Origin of the sequence: Pseudoalteromonas sp. NSLLW24, from assembly GCF_015864725.1 — a bacterium.
GTDB classification, from domain to species: Bacteria; Pseudomonadota; Gammaproteobacteria; order Enterobacterales; family Alteromonadaceae; genus Pseudoalteromonas; species Pseudoalteromonas arctica.
The window spans coordinates 79,390-98,511 of sequence record NZ_JADYWQ010000001.1; the positions used below are offsets into that span (position 1 = coordinate 79,390).

Below are 19,122 nucleotides of genomic sequence, written 5' to 3' on the forward strand. Positions count from 1 at the left end.
AAAGTTATTTGCTAAAAATAAAGGGGCGTATTATACCCAAACCACCTGAATATGCGAGTTTAGGATGTAATTAAAATTGATTTAAACATGCCTTATTAACACGTAAAAATAACTCGCTTATAACTTGTACATAAGGCTTAAAATTAATCCTTTGCCATAGGGCTAACGTAACCATCGGGTTTGAGTGCCAGTACATCACAGTCTAGGCTATCAATTACATGCTCTGCTGTATTACCTACAAGAGCGGCACTTAAGCCAGTACGGCCAACAGTGCCAATAACAACTAATTCGCTCTTAAGGCGCTTAGCTACAGCGGGAATTACATCCTCTGGCAGGCCTTCTTCAATAAAACATTGCTCTGGGTTTAAATTAAACTCTGCAGCAAGTGCATTAGTTGATTCATGGTGATGCTTTTTAACTGATTCGTTATAAAGTCCTGGATTAAACTCAGGAATTTCGATGGCAATATTAATAGGAGTTGCAGGGTAGGCATTAACTAAATTAAGTTTTGCGTTGGCAAGTTCACATAAAAATTGTGCGTCTTTAATAACGCGTTTATTAAGTGCTATATGTTCTTCATTTTCACTTACTGCACTTACTGCATTTACTGCAGCTAAAATATTACCGTTTGCTGGCCATGCCATTTCTTTTACAAATAATACCGGAGCGGGGCATTTGCGTACTAAGTGCCAATCGGTCGGGGTAAAAATAACTGATTTAAGTGCACCATGTTGATGTGTGCCTTTAATTACTAAATCGTACTTTTTATCAATTACAGTGTTTATTATGGCTTCGTAAGGGCGATTATGCCAAACCACTTGGGTTTCAATATTTATATCTTTGTAAGGAGAAACTAAATCGTTTAGCCATAGCTGGCGATCTTTTAGTACGGCATCGCGCATTGCTTCGCGTTCATCGCCAGATAGCATAGTAGTCATTTCGTAAGAGAAGTCGTAAACCGTCATAAAGGCGGTAATACTTGCGCCAGATTTTTTAGCTAAATCTATTGAACGTGCTAAACCGTGTTGATCATCTTTGGTGGGGTCAATAACCGCAATAATGCGTTTAATAGTGTTCATATGCTACTCCATTTACCTAACGGGTGTACATTTAGTGTAACGTAAATATAAAACAGTTAAAGGGGTAGCATATAAATTGTTGTTCTAAATCAAACTATTTAATTTAGCGAGGCTTAACTATCGCCGCTGTTTTAGCCAAGGCATCATTATCTAAAATTGTAATAAATTTACCCTCTACTTTAATTAAGTCAGCTTTTTGAAAACGACTTAATAAACGACTAATCGTTTCTACAGTTAGACCTAAGTAATTACCAATTTCGCCACGAGTCATTGTAAATCTAAATTCTTTACGCGAAAAACCACGCTCACCAAAACGCTCCGACAAGTTATAAATAAAACTAGCTAAGCGTTCCTCTGCTGATTTTTTATTGAGTAATAGCAGCATTTCTTGATCGTATGTAATTTCACTGCTCATTAAGCGCATTATTTGTTGGCGAAGTTTAGGTAATTTTCCTGATAGTTCATCAAGAGTATCGAATGGGATTTCACATACCATTGACGTTTCAAGTGCTTGCGAAAAACTAGGATGAGTCATTTTACTTATTGCGTCAAAACCAACTAGGTCGCCCGCTAAATGAAAGCCGGTAATTTGCTCATCACCTCGCTCCGATAACGTGTACGATTTGAATGAGCCAGAACGAACTGCATAAATAGCGTGTAAAGGTGCACCTGATTCGAATAGGTAATCACCTTTATGTAGCGGTTTTTTTCGCTCAATGATTTCGTCAAGTCTATCCATTTCTTGGCCATTAAGTGAAAATGGCAAACACAATTGACTAATACTGCAGTTATTACAGCTAATAGCACAATTACCTTTAGTGCGGCTTTGAGAGAAATCCATAATTTAATCCGTTTAAATTTTTATACATTGCTGCAAAAATAATATTTAGAGGTTAACACGTCCTGAAGATTAATGTACCAGCTTGTCTGTTGCAATAATCAATAAGTAAATACCGTACCAAATTATAACACTGCCTAATACAATTCGGGTCCATGGATGGTTAATAATAGTATTTAGTTTTTGAGCGGTAACGCCTAATGTGATCATCGCGGGAAAAGTACCCAAAGCAAAGCAAAACATAACTAAAGCACCGTCTAACGCACTTGGGCTAGTCATCGCCCATGTAAGCGCTGAATATACTAAACCACAAGGCAGCCAGCCCCACAAAGCACCGTAACCTAAGGCTTTAAAAGGAGAGTTAATAGGCATTAAATATTTATTTAGCTTAACAATGTGTTGCCACACCAAGGTTTTACCAATTTTCTCTAACCATTGCAAAGTAGGGCCCAAGCGCATTATATACACGCCAACGAGGAGCATAAAAATAGCTGCAATGAACGAAAGTACTAAAGAGAAGGAGGTGTTTTGCCTTGCAAATTGGCTGCTAATACCAGCAACAAGTGCGCCTGCAGCCATATAGCTCAGTGCGCGTCCAATATTATAAGCAAATGAATAGGTAAATGTTTTACGTTTGTCACTTGCCAGTTGTAATGAGCTTGCAATACCACCACACATAGCAATGCAATGACCGCTACCGATTAGTCCCATTAAAAATGCGCTGGTATAAAGAGGGTCAATCATTACTTTTGTTATGTTGCTCTTTGTCATCTTCAAACAAAATACTATGACCTTGCTTGTTTAAATCTGAAAACTGCTCGCTTTTTACAGCCCAAAAGAAAACACCAATAGCAATAATGACGAACAAAATGGCGATAGGGATCAAAATGTAAATTATGCTCATAACTTTAATAGCCTTAGTGAATTACTAATCACAATAATCGAGCTGGCAGACATGCCAATAACAGCCATCCAAGGAGCAACTAAGCCCAACGCTGCCAGTGGCAATATTGAAGCATTATACAATAAAGACAGCGCAAGATTTTGCTTAATAATACGTCTGGTTTGTTTTGCTACATTAAGTAAGTGACCAATGGAGGCTAAATCGCTATTAAGAAGCACTACATCGGCGCTATTTTTTGATATGTCTGCACCGGTTTCCATAGCAATAGATAAGTGCGCACTAGCAAATACCGGGCTGTCGTTTACACCATCACCGACCATAGCAACCACTTCGTTTTGTGAAGACCATTGCTCAACGGCGGTTTGTTTATCTTGTGGAGAACATCCAAATTGAACACTTTCAAGTTTAAGTTGCTTAGCTACTTTTTGCCCAGCATCTGACGCGTCACCGGTTAACATGTGACAGGTTAAGTTTTGCGATTGAAGTGAGTCTATAAGCTTTTTAGCATCGCTTTTTACTTTATCAACAAAGTAAAAGCGTGCAACAACTTGCTTATTTATATACAAGCTCGCTTGTGCATTCGATTTTTTGCTATTAAACCAACCACTTTTACCAATTGCGTAATGATTAGTTGCATCTTGTGCGCTAATTCCCAGTCCTGGATGTACTTCAACGCTATTAAGACTGCGGTGAGCTGGCGTAAACTCATCAAATGCACTGGCGATAGGGTGCTCAGAATAACGCTCTAGCATGGCTGCTATATCTAGCACTTGCGCTTTTGTATATTGTTTATCGATTATATCTACTTCATCAAGGCTAAATTTACCTTGCGTAAGTGTGCCTGTTTTATCAAATGCAAATAAAGTAATTTGTGAGAGCGTTTCAAGCACATGCGCTTGTTTTATTAATACGCCTTTGCGGGTAAGCGTTGCCACTGCACATGTGAGTGCGGTAGGTATGGCTAAACTCAGGGCACACGGGCAGGTAGCAACTAAAACCGAAATAGTGATCCAAAATGCATGTTCGGGAGCAATTTGGTACCAGCCAATAGCTGTAAGTGAAGCAAATATAAGTAAAGACGCAATAAACCATTGCGCTACTTTATCTGTAATTTCAACCAGTTTAGGGCGCTTGGTTAAAGCGTTATGTTGCAGGCGTATAATTTGGTTTAAAAGCGTATTTTGACCAATTTTATTAATTTTTATTTCAATAACGCCGTCGTGGTTAACGCACCCAGCATAGACATTATGGCCAATAAACTTTGTAACGGGTTGATGTTCTCCCGTCATCATTGATTCATCAACCGTAGTTTTACCTTTAATAAGTTCGCCGTCGGCAGGAATTGTTTCACCTGCTTTAATAAGCACTACGTCATTAAGTTTTAGTTTTTTGGCTGCAATTATAAGCTCTTCGCCACTTTCGTTAATGGTGCGGGCTGTTAATGGCAATAATTTTTGTAAATTTGCAGTAAACTCGCTGGCTTTTAAACGCGCTCTAAATTCAAGATATTTACCTAATAACAGCAAAAAGGTAAACATACACACAGATTCAAAATACACTTCGCCGACTTGCATAAATGTGGCGTAACAACTTGCACCAAACGCACCAAAAATAGCCAGTGATACGGGTAAATCCATATTGAGCTGTTTTGCTTTTAGTCCATTTATAGCATTGGTTAAAAAGGGCAGTGCACTGTATAAAATAACCGGAGAGGCCAGTACTAAGCTGATCCATCTAAAATACTGCTCAAAGTTACTGTCCATGCCTGAAAACATGCCAAAGTACATGGCGAACGCAAACATCATTACTTGCATGGTCATTAAGCCTGCAACACCTAAGCGCCGAATATAGGCTTTGGCAGTTTGTTGTTTTTGCTGAGCTTCAACATCTGATTGAAACGGGTAGGCTTTGTAGCCAATTTTAGCTAGGGAAGTAATAACTTCACTCAATGGAGTGCTGGTTTTGTCCCATTGAATCATCGCGCGGTTGGTGGATGTATTTACATCGACACGCTTAACTGAGGTTAAATTTAAGAGTTGTTTTTCTATAAGCCATGCACACGCGGCACAGGTTATACCTTCAACGCTCAATAATACCTCTGAGATATTATCGTTAGTTGCTATAAATTCGTCTTGGATGTCTTCGTTGTCATAACTTTTTATAAATGCGAGTTGCTCAGGTACCAGCTGTTCGACCTTTCCAGCACGAACCGTTCGGTATTTATAATAATCGGTCATACCTTGATCAACAATATTTTGCGCAACAGCTTGGCAGCCAATGCAACACATTGGCTGAGCTTTATCGTCAATTATAACGTTTGCGCTAAATCCGTTTGGCACACTTTCAAGGCAATGAAAGCAAGAGTTAGACATAGTTATTACTACTTATAATTAGGAGTAACTAAAACGGTTTGTTCAGTTGGTAACGTTATATTTTCTTTCATTTTCCAACTGCCATCTATTGGCTCAATAAATACAGAGTAGGCACCTTGCGTATACTCGTTAAGTAATGCAGTAAATTCCTGATTGGCATTAGGAGTAAGTGTTGCTTCAAAGTCATGCGCTTTGATGGTGCGATGGTAAAACGAGAGTTTTAATACATGCACGTTACTGCTGTCGCCTTTTGTGAACTTAAAGCTTACGCGGTCGTTGGTTACATTCAATTCGCCATGTAAATAAAGTGCTTTTGCTTTTTCAAACTTAGTCAGTTCTAAGTTTATTGCTTTACCTTTTTTGTAGTAGTCGTCAACAACCATATCTGGACCGTTACCTATTGCCGTAATAAATAAGCTAATACAGCCAATAATGGCAACTAACGGAAAGAAGATTAAAAACCAAGGCCAAAAATTTTTATACCACGGAGTAGGTTGCATAGTGTCTCTAAAATTAGTTTAGGAAGCGTTATTTTATAGGAATTATACGTAAAAGACTAAAAAAAAGCCTCACAGTGGAGGCTTTTTTGATCTGGATTAATCTATTGAATTAAATAAATTAATTTATAAACATTTTATTAACCGCGTGCTTATTTATCTTGCGATAAACTGTAAACATAGGCAGTTAATAAGTGAATCTTATCTTCACCTAAAATGTCTTTCCATGCAGGCATTACACCGGCACGGCCGTGGTTAAGAGTTTCTTCAACAGCACGTTGAGAACCACCATATAACCAAATGTTATCAGTCAGGTTAGGCGCGCCAAACGGTAGGTTATGTGCAACTGACCCTTTACCGTCAGCACCATGACATGCGGCACACATTGCAAACTTAGCGGCACCTGCGTCTGCGTCTTTTTGGTTAACAGTACGACCAGAAAGGCTCAGCACATGTGCTGTCATTTCTTTAACGCCTTGTTCGCCAAGAGCAGGACCCCAAGCTGGCATTGCTGCAATACGACCATAAAGAAGTGTTTCTTTAATTTTGTCAGGTGTTCCGCCATATAACCAATCTTTATCAGTTAGGTTAGGGAAGCCAGTACCACCACGTGCATCAGAGCCATGACATTGCGCACAGTTTTGTGAGAATAAACGCTGACCAATTTCAATGGCTACTTGGCCATCTGTTTGCTCATGTTTATTACCATTATCAAGCGCTACTTGCTGCGCTGCATCACCTTCAAATTTAGAGTTAACTAAATCTAAAACGGGTACTTGTGCAAGTTTATTAAAAGTAGGACCAAAGCGTTCTTCTGCAGCTTCGTATTCTTTATCAAGTTTTACAAAGCGACCATCAGCTTTTGCCTCTGCAACTGCTTTTTTAGATTCAGCTAAAGAGGTAATACCTTGATTAGAACTAGTCCATTTACCTAAACCTTCCCAGTTGCCTAAACCTGGGTAAGCTGCAAGGTAATATACTGACCAAATGAAAGTTGCGAAAAACATGTAAGTCCACCATTTTGGTAGTGGATTATTTAGCTCTTCAATGCCGTCAAATTCATGTCCACAGCTTTCACCTTCTTCTACGCCTGCATAGTTTTTTAAGTTCCAAACTAATAAGCCAAAGATGATGCATAAGCATGCAAGGGTTAATACAATAACCCAAATACTCCAAAAGCTAGTCATTTTTCAGACTCCTTTTCCTCGTTAGAGAGCGTGTTGTCATGTTTTTTTTCATCTTCAAAAATGGCATTAGCAGCGCTGTCAAAACGAGTTTTGCTTCGCTTGCTATATGCCCATGCAACAATCACAATAAACAATACTAAAATTACCAGAGTCAAAATACCTCTGTATGTTCCGTAATCCATAATTTTTTACTTCAAGTGGGTACCAAGTTGCTGTAAATACGCGATGAGAGCTTGGATTTCTGTTGCGCCTTTGCCATCATTCATAGCATTAACTTTATCAACATCTGCTTGAAGCTCTGCATCATCGCCATAACCTAAACCCGGATGTTTTGGGTTTTCTGGGTTAATAGCAAAAGTATCACGGAAAAGTTGTAGTTTTTTCAGAGTAAGGCTTGTATCAACCGTATTCTCTGCTAACCAAGGAAAGCCTGGCATGTTTGACTCAGGAACCACAGCACGTGGATCAACTAAGTGAGCATAATGCCAATCGTCCGAGTAGCGCTTACCAACACGAGCCAAGTCAGGACCAGTACGTTTAGAACCCCATAAAAACGGATGATCCCATACTGATTCGCCTGCTACAGAGTAGTGACCATAACGCTCAACTTCATCACGAAAAGGACGAATCATTTGTGAGTGACAGTTAGAACAACCTTCACGCACGTAAAGGTCGCGCCCTTCCATTTCTAAAGCGTTAAGAGGGCGTAAACCCTCCACTGGTTTAGTTGTATCGTCTTGAAACATTAGCGGAGTGATCTCAACTAACGCGCCAAAGCTAATAGCAAAAACAGTCAGAATAGCCATAAGGCCAACGTTCTTTTCTACTATTTCATGTTTGTTTTGTGAATTTTTCTTGCTCATCATCTCACTCCGTTATGCTAATTGTGCTTGCGCGTCTAGTTTCAGAGATTCTTTCTCAGCTGAAATAGTGCGGTAAACGTTATAAGCCATAACTAACATACCCGTTACGATGAATACACCGCCTACAAAGCGCATGATATAGAAAGGATGCGACGCTTCTAAAGACTGCACAAAGCTGTACATTAATGTACCGTCAGCATTCACTGCACGCCACATTAGACCTTGCATTACACCAGAAATCCACATTGCAACAATGTATAAAACAACACCTACAGTGTGTAACCAGAAGTGGGTATTAACTAATTTAACGCTATACATACGACCTTGCGCGAATAACGCAGGAATTAAGTGGTAAATAGCACCAATTGAAATCATAGCAACCCAACCTAGTGCACCTGAGTGTACGTGGCCGATTGTCCAATCTGTGTAGTGAGATAACGCATTTACAGATTTAATTGCCATCATTGGACCTTCAAACGTAGACATACCGTAGAAAGACAATGAAACAACTAAGAAGCGTAGTACTGGATCAGTACGTAGTTTATGCCACGCGCCAGATAGCGTCATAATACCGTTAATCATACCACCCCAAGACGGTACAAATAGGATAATAGACATAACCATACCTAAACTTTGCGTCCAATCAGGAAGCGCTGTGTAGTGAAGGTGATGAGGACCAGCCCAGATATATAATGAAATTAGAGCCCAAAAGTGAACTACCGATAAACGGTATGAGTACACTGGACGACCTGCTTGTTTAGGTACAAAGTAATACATCATACCCAAGAAACCAGCAGTAAGTAGGAAACCTACAGCGTTATGACCGTACCACCACTGAACCATCGCATCTACGGCACCAGCGTAGATTGAATATGATTTAGTTAACGACACAGGCACTGCCATGCTGTTTACAATGTGTAGTACTGCAACAGTAATAATAAAGCCAGCATAGAACCAGTTAGCAACATAGATGTGCGACACTTTACGCTTGATTAAAGTACCAAAGAATACAATAGCGTAAACAATCCAAACCACAGCGATTAAAATATCGATTGGCCATTCAAGTTCTGCATATTCTTTTGAGCTAGTAATACCTAACGGTAGCGTTATTACTGCTAATACAATAACTAGCTGCCAGCCCCAAAAAGAAAAGGCGGCGAGTTTGTCTGAGAAAAGACGCGTTTGACAAGTACGTTGTACGACGTAATAAGACGTCGCAAAAAGTGCACTAGTACCAAATGCGAAAATTACTGCGTTCGTGTGTAACGGACGTAGTCGAGAGTAAGTTAACCATGGTGTATCAAAGTTAAGTGCTGGCCAAGCTAATTGGGCAGCAATCAGAACCCCAATACTCATGCCAACGATGCCCCAAATCACTGTCATAATAGCGAATTGGCGTACAACCTTATAGTTATACTCAGTTTGTGATGCTACTGTTTGGCTCATTTTCTGGCTTCCGCTGCAATAAATGCGTTTAGAAATGAATTACCCACCTTTAAAAGTGGGGCCTACTATTTTCTCAAGCGTGTTATCTAAAACTTTCAATACATGAAAGCTTCAGAAAAAAAACTTGAGAAACCCTTATTTTTTGCGGGTGAAATGATAAATTTTTTGGCCTAAAAAAGATAGGTCAATTACATAAAATTATGACATCAATCAATGTTTGTGAGCTTGTTGTTTATTTTTTGATACAGTTTGTGCCTAATTTGGCTTAATAGTAACACTCGCACTTGTTATTTGCAGTCGCGATTATTAGTATTTGTTTTTCTTTAGTGCGAAATTGTTATGCTTATATATAGATTAAGTTTATTCACGGCGGTATTTTTTTTATTAACAGCATGTGATTTTTCCAAAAATACAGATGAAAAGTTTCTAGAAAATGCCACATGCACAGCCAATTTGCCTTGTACTTTTTCAAATGATGTTAAAGTATGGTTAAGCGAGAAAACTCTTTCTCCCGAAACTCCATTTACTATTTTTAGTGATTTGCCAACAAACCTTACAATTGAAGATGCCAAGCTTAAAGGCATTACTATGTATATGGGTTACATTCCTCAGCAATTTAAAAAACATAATGGCCTGTGGCAGAGTAATACCATGGTTGGCATTTGTTCTGAGCAAAATATGCTCTGGAATTTAGAGCTAACAGTCAAAGATAATACAACCTCTTTAATACAAACACTAAATTACTCTTTTTATGTAACGTATTAGGCTTAATACCTAACTTTCATGCAATCCATTTACCATTAGCAATTTGCATTGTTATCCATACGATTATTTAAGCGAGAAGATCACTAAAACTGCTATTTGAATCAAGTAGCCAATATAAGTTTTTATAATATGAAACTAATTCAATAAAGACACAGTTTTAATTGTGGCTGAACAAAAAGTCTAATCAAAAAAACCGCAAAGTAGTCAGATAAAGCTATTTAAGCACCAAACATGCGTAAATTCGGTTAGTAATTAACATTTAGTTTTGCGGTTTTAATAATTTGCTGTGATTAACTTGTTAATTTATCTGAATTTGGTACACAATTCGATTAATTACATTGAATTACAAAGTTGACCAGTTTGGTTTCAACTGTGTTATTTAAGTATCTTAAATTGTTTATGCTATTGATATTTAAATGTATTTATTCGTTAACAATGAAACAAGTTGTAACGTATGTCCCCAAAAGAGTTGTTCTATTTTGTTGGTTGATAAAAAGCGTACTGGCGTTAAGTTTTCGTTCAGTTAAAAGCGCCTAAGTTGCCCATCTGACTCACTATTCTTATAACAAGTGAGCATTACCAATAAAGGTAAACTTCAACAAGTAGGGTTCTTTCATGAAAAAATCAACTCTTGGCTTAGCTGTAATTGCAGCAATACCAATGTTCTCAAGTGTGCAAGTTTTAGCGGCTGACGAAGCAGCTACATCAATTGAAAAAATTCAGGTGACGGGCTCTCGTATTAACCGTACTGATATGGAAACAGCAAGCCCAATCACAGTTATCGGTGATGACTTCATTGCAAAAAGTGGTTTCACATCTGTTGCTGACATACTTTCTACTCAGCCATCAGCTGCTGGTATTAGCTTAGGCGCTTCAAGTAATAATGGTTCAGGTGGTTCTGCGACAGTTAACTTACGTGGTATGGGTTCGCAACGTACACTGGTATTATTAAATGGTCGTCGTATGGTTTCTTCAGGTACCGGCGCAGATTCTTCTGTTGATTTAAATACCATTCCTGTAGCAATGATCAAATCTATCGAAATCTTAAAAGACGGCGCGTCTGCAGTATATGGCTCTGATGCTATTGCTGGTGTTGTTAACATTATAACAAAGAAAGATTTTGAAGGTTCAGAGCTAAACGTTGAAGGAAGCCGCACTACAAAAGGTGATGGCAATAACTACGGTGTTAGTTTATTACACGGAATGAATATTGCCGATGGCAACTTAGTTGTTGGTGCTCAATACTCAAACCGTGGTGAAGTAATTCAGTCGGATCGTCGTTTTGTAGAGCCTGGCGAGTCTTCATTTATCCCTGAAGGAACACTGGGCGGCAGAACTTACCAGGGTAATGGTGTTTTTGCAGATAGAACTACTTCATACGACTTCACAACATCAAGCTATGCTCAAACACCTAATGAGCTATACAGCTTATTTACTAGTTTTGACAAAGAGCTAGACTCAGACACTACATTTAATGTTGATTTGATGTATACACGTCGTGAATCTAATCAACAACTTGCACCACAACCAGCAAGTATTGATTTAAGTACTTCTAGCTTGGATTCAACTTACACAGATAGCTTCCGTGACGCAGATACAGGCGATCTTGCTGACTCTTTAGAGTACAGAAGAAGAATGGTTGATGCTGGTCCTCGTATTTATGAGCAAGAAACTGACACTTACCGTGTATCTGTTGCATTACAAGGTTTATTAGATAACGATGCAAGCTGGGATGTAAGTGCAACTTACGGTCGTAATGACTCAAAAGATAAAGTTCAAAACTCAATTAATGCAAGTCGAGTTGAAGAAAGCATTTATGCAAACCAAGCTCTTTGGTTCAGCGGTGATTCTTTAGATCGTAGCTTATTAACATCTAACGATTCAATTTATACTGAGTCAAACGAAGGTGGTAACGAGCAATTTATTCTTTCAGCTGGTTACAGCGCAGTAACAGAAAGTGATATTGGTTACGCAATCGGTGTAGAAAACCGCTTTGAAAGTGGTTACTACACACCAGATCTAATTACTCAGCTTGGTGAGAGCACAGCTGCACAACAAGATCCAACTGAAGGTGATTTCTCAGTACAGTCTATCTACTTTGAAACATCTATGCCGGTATTAGAGACTGTTACCCTTGAAGGTGCTGCTCGCTACGATAACTACTCTACCTTTGGTGGCGAAACAACGTGGAAACTTGGTGCAACGTGGAATGTAACTGAAGAGTTTATGGTTCGTTCTGTATTAGCTACTGGCTTTAGAGCACCAAACGTATCAGAACTGTTTGGTGGTAACTCAGGTTCGTACGATTACCTAGCTGATCCATGGGGCAACGAACAAGATGCTCAAATACTTGTAAACTACACAAGTGATAACGATCTTAAAGCCGAAGAAAGTCGCTCTTTCACTTTTGGTATGGTTTGGGAAGTAGCTGACGGTTTATCAACAACTCTAGATTACTGGAAGTTTGATATTACTAATGCGATTACTCGCTTAGATGTTCAAAACGAAATGAATAGCTGTTTTGCAGGTGACTCAGAATCATGTTCATCAGTAAACATTACACAATCTGGTGACTTATCTAACCTAAGTTCAGCACTAACTAACGTAGGTTCTCAAGAAACGTCAGGTGTTGATTGGAATATTAGCTACTCTGCAGATAACTACCGTATAAACCTTGATACAACTTATTTAATTAAGTTTGAAGAAGATGACATTAATTACACAGGTACTATTGATGGCAACATCGGTGGTTACTCTAAAATAAAGTCTAACCTTTCAGTTAATTACGATCTAACTGATTCATTAAATATCCTTTATAACGCAAGATTCCTTCGTGGAATGGATGGTGACTACTACGGTGAAAACTTTAGTACTGACAACGTTATTTACCACGATATTTCAATGAGCTACAACTTGAATGATGCATTACGATTTACTGGTGGCATGAACAACATTTTCGATAAAGAGCCTGAGAAAGTATTAGGTGGTAACGATATGGGTACTGTTCCAGAAGTTTATGATGTAATTGGTTCACGTGTTTTTGCAAGTGTAAACTACAAGTTTTAACTAGCACATTAATCGTATTAAGGCTCAGTATTTACTGAGCCTTTTTTATTGAACAAAACAAAGGAGACAAGTACACTAAAAAGATATTTTAGAAGGAGAACTGATTGTTAAAACAAGATGAAAACTTATCTTTTGTCATTGAACCAGAGCTAACTCCTCGTTCTGAACAGCGCATAGATCTGTATTTTTCTATCCCTAATGAAATGGGGATTAATCCGCAAACGCTTACCGAAGAATCTTACTTTAATAACCACTTTAAATCACATTTAGCATACAACGCTAACAATATACACTTGCCATTAGTACGAAGCCGTTTTGTTAGTAAAAACAAAGGTGAGCAGCAAGATTACCGTCAAAACCTTAATTTATTTTGTTACCAAGTGCGTTTAGCCCTTGATGCCGACATTAAAGACGCGTTAAAAATTGATGAAGCAGAAGACTTTTATAAACGCGCTAACGAAGTATATGAACAAAGTGAAGGGCTTTTAAAAAAGCTGCGTCGCTACACACCAGATGACGAAAAACTACTTCCATTTTTTACCAATGCTGACAACTATTTAAGTTGGCATGTTGAGCAATCATTTTTAAAGCTTTTAGATGAAGGCCCACGTAGTAGCGATTATGCAAAAGAGCGTAACGATTTACTGCAGTTTTGTAAAAACGAGAATACGTACCGAGCAGAGAAAAGCTACAATTCTGAAACCACCATGCAAGACGCAAATCGAATAACAAATAAAATGCGCTTGTTACAACGTTTAATTGAGCATGGCGTTATATTACAGCGCCAAACGCGTTTTCTTAACAGCTACCTTAAACGATTAGTTAAAGGCACTGTAACAGCTGTTATCATGGCATTTGTGATGGTTGTGATACTTAATGCCCGCTCAACGTTTACTGAAGTCACCGCGACGCTTATTTTAATTTTAGGGGTTATTTACGGGCTACGTGAAATATTTAAAGAAGACATTACACGTATGATCTGGCGAGCTATTGTACAAGGGCGACCTAAGTGGCGATTTAGTTTTAAAAATAGTATTACCAAAGACAAAATAGCGAGTCAGCTAATTTGGCTTGAATACATGCGCTTTAAAAAGATACCTAAAGAAGTGAAATCTATTTTTTCAAAGCGTCGTCAGCAAAATAAACAAGCCGCGCAGTGGTTACACTTTGCAAGTGAGACACGTGTTAGTGCAAAAGAATTTTTACCCGGTTACGATACACTGCAGCACACGCTACAATTTAGTCTTGCGCCATTTGCGCGTTATCTAAAACGTGGTGAAGGGAAGTTATATCATTTAGATAGTAATAAAATATCTAAGCAGGCGGTTGAACGGCGCTACCAACTTAACATGGTGCTTGTGCTAACAGAGGAAGATAGAACACTTTACCAACGCTATAAAATAACGTTAAATCGTAGTAAAATCGTTAATATTGAGCTTATCTACTCCAAAAAATGAATTTTAGTAATTAAAAAAGGGACTGATAAAATCAGTCCCTTTTTTAAATTTATTTATTAGCTAAACCATGTTTACTATATAAAGTTACTTTGTCTGATACTAGCGTGATCTCGATATTTTTTGCTTCGTCGCCCCACACACAATTAGTATGCAGTGTTTTTTCAACACAATTATCTGCACTTCCCAAAATGGTTTCAACTTCAGCCTTGTCCATACCTACTTTGATTTTTTCGTAACTCTCAAGACTTACCTTAGAACAAGCCGCAAGGCTTAGTGTAGCTGCGATGATAAGGAGTTTTTTCATTGTTATATCCTACTTAGTATTAATGTTTGAATTTTCTGATTTGGACGATCATGCCCATTCGTGGGTGGTCAAAGTAATGTACTTCACCACTTATTACACGTCTAAACTGAGAAAAGCGGGCTGACTCTATATCGCCATTTTCTAGTTTTTGGCTAATATCAAAATTAGCTGTAATGTATAAATAATGTCGTAAGTGTATTTTAAATAAACCGTCTAGTTCCCATTCTGCTTTTGATTGGTTTGGGTCGTTAAACAGTTCAGGTTGTGAGTTTAATAAACTTACAAAATCAGGATTTGAATAGCTAGGGGTTACGTTGGAATCACTTTTAAGGTGTTTACCTGCTATTAAATGCATACTTGGTGCACGCGATTTACTTGCGCCTTCAAAGCGCCAGCCAGTATGTAGAATAGGTGTTAATCCTTTGCGATCTAGCTGTCGGTACTGCGCTTTAAATTGCAGGTGTTCTGGTGCTAATAAATAAGTTTGCTGCATATCATCTTTAGCGGGTGCTAGAGGTGTTACAGGTAGCTCATCGTAGCTTTTTAGGTAGTTTGTACTGTCACCGCATACACCCGATTGTGGGTTTGAATTAACTAATGAATCGGTAAAAGAGCGTTTTTGAAAACGCTCATCACCATCTATACATGCTTGCATTGCTTGCTCTGTATAAAGAGGGGTCATTAAATCTAGAGAGTTTTTATCCTCAATAGCTTTGTGCTTAAGTGTAAAATCTTCTTGCAAATATGGAGCAGGGCGCTGTTTAAATACGAGCACCTCAACCTCAAACCAGCGTTCTGCAAATGCAGTGCTGCTAAACAAGCAGCATAAAATAACTAGCGATTTTTTTAGCAACATTAATGGCTAACCTTTTTTTCGAAATCTGCAATCATTGCAGTGACCATTTTTAAGCGTTCGCGAGCGTTAGCTTCACTAATTGCAAAGCGCAGTTTATTTGCGCCATCCATTTTGTACACCTTAGGCGCACTTTGTATCAAACCAATGATGAAGCTAGGGTTAACCTTAGTATCTTGGCTAAACTCAAAGTAACCACCTTTTGGATTTGCCTCAATTTTTGTTATCCCTAAATTACTTGCCTGCATTTTTAATAATTGTAGGCTAAATAGGTTTTTAGCGGCATCAGGCAGTAAACCAAAGCGGTCTATAAGTTCTACCTGTAGTTCATCCATATCATCAAGGTTAGCACAACTAGCAACTCGCTTGTACATACCTAGGCGTGCATTAACATCGTGTATGTAATCATCAGGTAATAGTGCAGCCAGTTTTAAATCTACTTCGGTTTGTTTTTTAAGTAGATTTTCAAGCGTTGGCTCTTTTCCTTCACGTAGCGCATTTACGGCTTGCTCAAGCATTTCCATATATAAACTAAAGCCGATTGTTTGCATTTGACCTGATTGATCGTCGCCAAGTAACTCACCAGCGCCACGAATTTCTAAATCGTGTGTAGCAAGGGCAAAACCCGCGCCTAAATCTTCCAACGATTCGATTGCTTGTAAGCGTTTACTCGCGTCTTTAGAGAGTGCTTTAGGGTCACCTGTGAGTAAATAGGCATACGCTTGATGATGGCTTCGACCAACTCGTCCACGTAATTGGTGTAATTGCGCAAGGCCAAGTTTATCGGCTCTATCCATAATAATGGTGTTGGCTGTCGGTACATCAATACCGGTCTCGATAATCGTGGTACATACCAGCACGTTGTATTTTTGATGATAAAAGTCAGTCATTATTTGCTCAAGCTCTTGCTCGCGCATTTGACCATGGGCTGAGGTGACGCTTGCTTCAGGGACCCATTCACTAATTTCTTGCGCAACACGGTCAATAGTTTCCACATTGTTATGCAAAAAGTAAACTTGGCCACCGCGTTTAATTTCACGCAGTACAGCTTCGCGTATTAGTTCTACATCGCGTTGGCGTACAAAGGTTTTTACCGCTAAACGTTTAGCCGGTGGCGTTGCGATTATTGATAAATCGCGCATTCCGCTCATGGCCATGTTAAGTGTACGCGGTATTGGCGTTGCAGTTAGCGTGAGTATGTCTACATCGGCACGCAGGGCTTTAATTTTCTCTTTTTGGCGAACACCAAAGCGATGCTCTTCATCAACAATGAGTAAGCCTAAATCGTTAAATTTAATGTCATGCTGAATAAGTTTATGTGTGCCAATAACTATATCGAGCTTACCGTTCGCCATTTTTTCAAGCGTGTCTTTTTGCTCTTTAGTGGAGTTAAAGCGCGAAAGTACACCTACTTCAATAGGAAAATCAGCAAAGCGGTCTTTAAAGTTTTCAAAGTGCTGCTGAGCCAGCAAGGTGGTAGGCACTAAAATGGCTACCTGTTTATCATCGTTAACCGCTACAAAAGCAGCACGCATGGCCACTTCTGTTTTACCAAAGCCTACGTCACCACACACTAAGCGGTCCATGGCTTGTTTTGATTGCATATCGCCTAATACGGCTTCTATGGCATTACGCTGATCGTCAGTTTCTTCAAACGGGAAGCTATCGCTAAATTGGCGATATGCAGGGGCGTCTAGAGTAAACTTATTACCGGGTTTTGCTTGGCGCTGTGCATAAATGTCGAGTAATTCGGCTGCTACATCGCGAACTTTTTCAGCCGCACGTTTTTTTGCTTTTTCCCATGCATCTGAGCCAAGCTTATGCAGCGGGGCGCTAGCTTCTTCACCGCCAGAGTAACGGCTCAGCATATGCAATGCAGACACTGGCACGTAAAGTTTAGCTTCACTTGCGTAAGTAATCGTAACAAACTCAGTAATTACACCTGCGGCATCAATTGTTTGCAAACCTTGGTAACGGCCAACACCATGATCGAGATGCACAACAGGTTGGCCTTCTTTAAGCTCAGCTAAATTACGGATTAGCGCATCTTGGCTGGCTTCGTACTTGTGCTTGCGGCGTCTGCGTTGAGATACTTTAATACCTAGCAGTTCTTGCTCGGTAATAATAGAAAGGCTGGGCTTAGTACCAAGTACTACACTTTGTTCAAGCGGGCTTACTATTAAACCTACATCACTCGCGCTTTTTGTAAATTGTTCGAGTGTTTCAAATTCTTTAAATTTTAAACCGCTTGGTTTTAGAATGCTCAGTAATGATTCGCGACGACCATCGGATTCAACACTGAGTAATATGCGGCCTTTTTTCTTTTTTTGCTCTGCTACATAATTTATAAACGCGGCATAAGGTTCATGCTGCTTATGATCAATTCTAATCGCTGGTAGCTCGCTAACGCTTAAGTTTTTATTGCCCGCTTTAGTACCAAGCTTTGCAAGAGATAAACGAATACGTGCAAAATTGCCTAAATTAGAAAACAGCTCTTCAATAGGCTGATAAAGCGCATTGGGTTCAAGTAATGGACGAAGTGGGTCAACTCTGCGGTTCTCATAGCGTACATTTACATCGTGCCAAAAGGTGTCTGCCGCGTGCTCTAAATCACCCAGCTGCATAACAGTTGTCGTATCTGGCAAGTAGTCAAAAATAGTTGCTAGCTTTTCAAAAAACAACGGCATGTAGTATTCGATACCGGCAGGCCAGTTACCTTTGCTTACTTGCATGTATACAGAATCTTGCTGCGAGCTTGCACCAAATTTTTCGCGGTAGCTTATTCTAAAACGTTCAATATCAGCGTCGTTAGTAGGAAATTCATGCGCTGGAAGTAGCTCAATTTTATCTACTTTTTCATCAGAACGCTGCGTTTCTACATCAAATAAGCGAATTGTGTCGAGTTCGTCATCAAAAAAATCGAGTCTAAATGGATGCGGGCTGCCCATTGGATATAAGTCAACGATAGAGCCGCGTATAGCGTATTCGCCGTGCTCCATTACTTGTTGAACATTTAAATAACCGGCTTGTTCTAAGTTGTCACGAAAGTTATGTGTGTCTAGCTTGTCGCCCACTTTAAAATTTATTGTTGAACCGTAAATAAACGAGGCCGGGGCTGTGCGCAACATTAAGGTAGATACAGGCACAATTAACACACTTTGTTGTTCTTTTTTTAAGGTGTTTAAAGTGGCTAAACGGGCTGAAATAATATCTTGATGGGGAGAAAAGTGATCGTATGGCAGAGTTTCCCAATCAGGAAATACCATTACTGGGTTATCGGGTAATAAATATTCTAATTCTGTTTCAAGGCGCAGTGCGCTTGGTGTATCAGGCGTAACAATCAAGACTAAGTTGTCTTGTTGTTTAACGCCTTCAGCAATGGCAATACTTAAACCACTTCCGCTTAGCTGGCCCCATTGAATTTTATCTTTTTGAGATTTTACCCAAGGCAAGGCTGCCCATTGCTCAAACGCCATTTATTACTCCATTTA

Annotated in this window: 16 protein-coding genes; 3 read left to right on the plus strand and 13 right to left on the minus strand. The window is 39.2% G+C overall.

Annotated elements, in window-relative coordinates; genetic code table 11:
- Window positions 1-143: 143 nt before the first annotated feature.
- The 10 genes from uspE to ccoN all read right to left on the minus strand — a co-directional run bounded on the left by uspE (window position 144) and on the right by ccoN (window position 9,186).
- A complete protein-coding gene (uspE, locus tag I6E72_RS00320; protein ID WP_197110751.1) occupies window positions 144-1,079 on the minus strand; it encodes a universal stress protein UspE in 936 nt (311 codons plus the stop codon).
- 103 nt (window positions 1,080-1,182) lie between these two features.
- Window positions 1,183-1,920: an FNR family transcription factor gene (locus I6E72_RS00325; RefSeq protein ID WP_101216172.1), complete on the minus strand. Its 738-nt coding sequence runs from the start codon at window positions 1,918-1,920 to the stop codon at window positions 1,183-1,185.
- Between the two features lie 69 nt (window positions 1,921-1,989).
- Window positions 1,990-2,661, minus strand: coding sequence for a sulfite exporter TauE/SafE family protein (locus I6E72_RS00330; protein WP_101216173.1), 672 nt, complete (start codon window positions 2,659-2,661; stop codon window positions 1,990-1,992).
- Window positions 2,654-2,821 carry a cbb3-type cytochrome oxidase assembly protein CcoS gene (gene ccoS, locus I6E72_RS00335; protein ID WP_002963071.1) on the minus strand — a complete coding sequence of 56 codons (168 nt, stop codon included), beginning with the start codon at window positions 2,819-2,821 and terminating at the stop codon, window positions 2,654-2,656. Before ccoS ends, I6E72_RS00330 begins: the two co-directional genes overlap by 8 nt.
- On the minus strand, window positions 2,818-5,193 hold the full coding sequence (locus I6E72_RS00340; protein ID WP_197110752.1) for a heavy metal translocating P-type ATPase: 2,376 nt from the start codon (window positions 5,191-5,193) through the stop codon (window positions 2,818-2,820). The genes ccoS and I6E72_RS00340 overlap by 4 nt, the downstream gene beginning before the upstream one ends.
- An 8-nt stretch (window positions 5,194-5,201) precedes the next feature.
- Window positions 5,202-5,693, minus strand: a complete 492-nt coding sequence (locus I6E72_RS00345; RefSeq protein ID WP_101216175.1) for a FixH family protein — start codon at window positions 5,691-5,693, stop codon at window positions 5,202-5,204.
- Window positions 5,694-5,842: 149 nt separating this feature from the next.
- Window positions 5,843-6,877: a cytochrome-c oxidase, cbb3-type subunit III gene (gene ccoP / locus I6E72_RS00350; protein WP_197110753.1), complete on the minus strand. Its 1,035-nt coding sequence runs from the start codon at window positions 6,875-6,877 to the stop codon at window positions 5,843-5,845.
- Window positions 6,874-7,059: a cbb3-type cytochrome oxidase subunit 3 gene (locus tag I6E72_RS00355; RefSeq protein ID WP_010554061.1), complete on the minus strand. Its 186-nt coding sequence runs from the start codon at window positions 7,057-7,059 to the stop codon at window positions 6,874-6,876. The genes ccoP and I6E72_RS00355 overlap by 4 nt, the downstream gene beginning before the upstream one ends.
- A 6-nt stretch (window positions 7,060-7,065) precedes the next feature.
- Window positions 7,066-7,740, minus strand: a complete 675-nt coding sequence (gene ccoO / locus I6E72_RS00360) for a cytochrome-c oxidase, cbb3-type subunit II (protein WP_010554062.1) — start codon at window positions 7,738-7,740, stop codon at window positions 7,066-7,068.
- 12 nt (window positions 7,741-7,752) lie between these two features.
- Window positions 7,753-9,186: a cytochrome-c oxidase, cbb3-type subunit I gene (gene ccoN / locus I6E72_RS00365; RefSeq protein WP_007585649.1), complete on the minus strand. Its 1,434-nt coding sequence runs from the start codon at window positions 9,184-9,186 to the stop codon at window positions 7,753-7,755.
- 339 nt (window positions 9,187-9,525) lie between these two features.
- Here ccoN and I6E72_RS00370 point away from each other — a divergent pair, with 339 nt between their 5' ends.
- The 3 genes from I6E72_RS00370 (at window position 9,526) to I6E72_RS00380 (ending at window position 14,474) form a co-directional block, all read left to right on the plus strand.
- Window positions 9,526-9,951, plus strand: a complete 426-nt coding sequence (locus tag I6E72_RS00370) for a hypothetical protein (protein ID WP_007585651.1) — start codon at window positions 9,526-9,528, stop codon at window positions 9,949-9,951.
- 615 nt (window positions 9,952-10,566) lie between these two features.
- Window positions 10,567-13,017 (plus strand): TonB-dependent receptor, encoded by a 2,451-nt coding sequence (locus I6E72_RS00375; protein ID WP_007585660.1) that lies wholly within the window; start codon window positions 10,567-10,569, stop codon window positions 13,015-13,017.
- A 104-nt stretch (window positions 13,018-13,121) separates the two neighbouring features.
- Window positions 13,122-14,474, plus strand: coding sequence for a hypothetical protein (locus tag I6E72_RS00380; protein WP_010554065.1), 1,353 nt, complete (start codon window positions 13,122-13,124; stop codon window positions 14,472-14,474).
- 49 nt (window positions 14,475-14,523) lie between these two features.
- On the opposite strand, the gene I6E72_RS00385 is transcribed toward I6E72_RS00380, so the two are convergent.
- From I6E72_RS00385 to mfd, 3 genes are read right to left on the minus strand one after another with little or no spacing between them, the layout of a single operon-like run.
- Entirely contained in the window at window positions 14,524-14,778 is a 255-nt protein-coding gene (locus I6E72_RS00385) for a DUF3862 domain-containing protein (protein ID WP_197110754.1), read from the minus strand.
- A 19-nt stretch (window positions 14,779-14,797) separates the two neighbouring features.
- Window positions 14,798-15,634 carry a peptidoglycan binding protein CsiV gene (locus I6E72_RS00390; protein ID WP_197110755.1) on the minus strand — a complete coding sequence of 279 codons (837 nt, stop codon included), beginning with the start codon at window positions 15,632-15,634 and terminating at the stop codon, window positions 14,798-14,800.
- Window positions 15,634-19,107 (minus strand): transcription-repair coupling factor, encoded by a 3,474-nt coding sequence (gene mfd / locus I6E72_RS00395; RefSeq protein ID WP_197110756.1) that lies wholly within the window; start codon window positions 19,105-19,107, stop codon window positions 15,634-15,636. The genes I6E72_RS00390 and mfd overlap by 1 nt, the downstream gene beginning before the upstream one ends.
- Window positions 19,108-19,122: the final 15 nt, after the last annotated feature.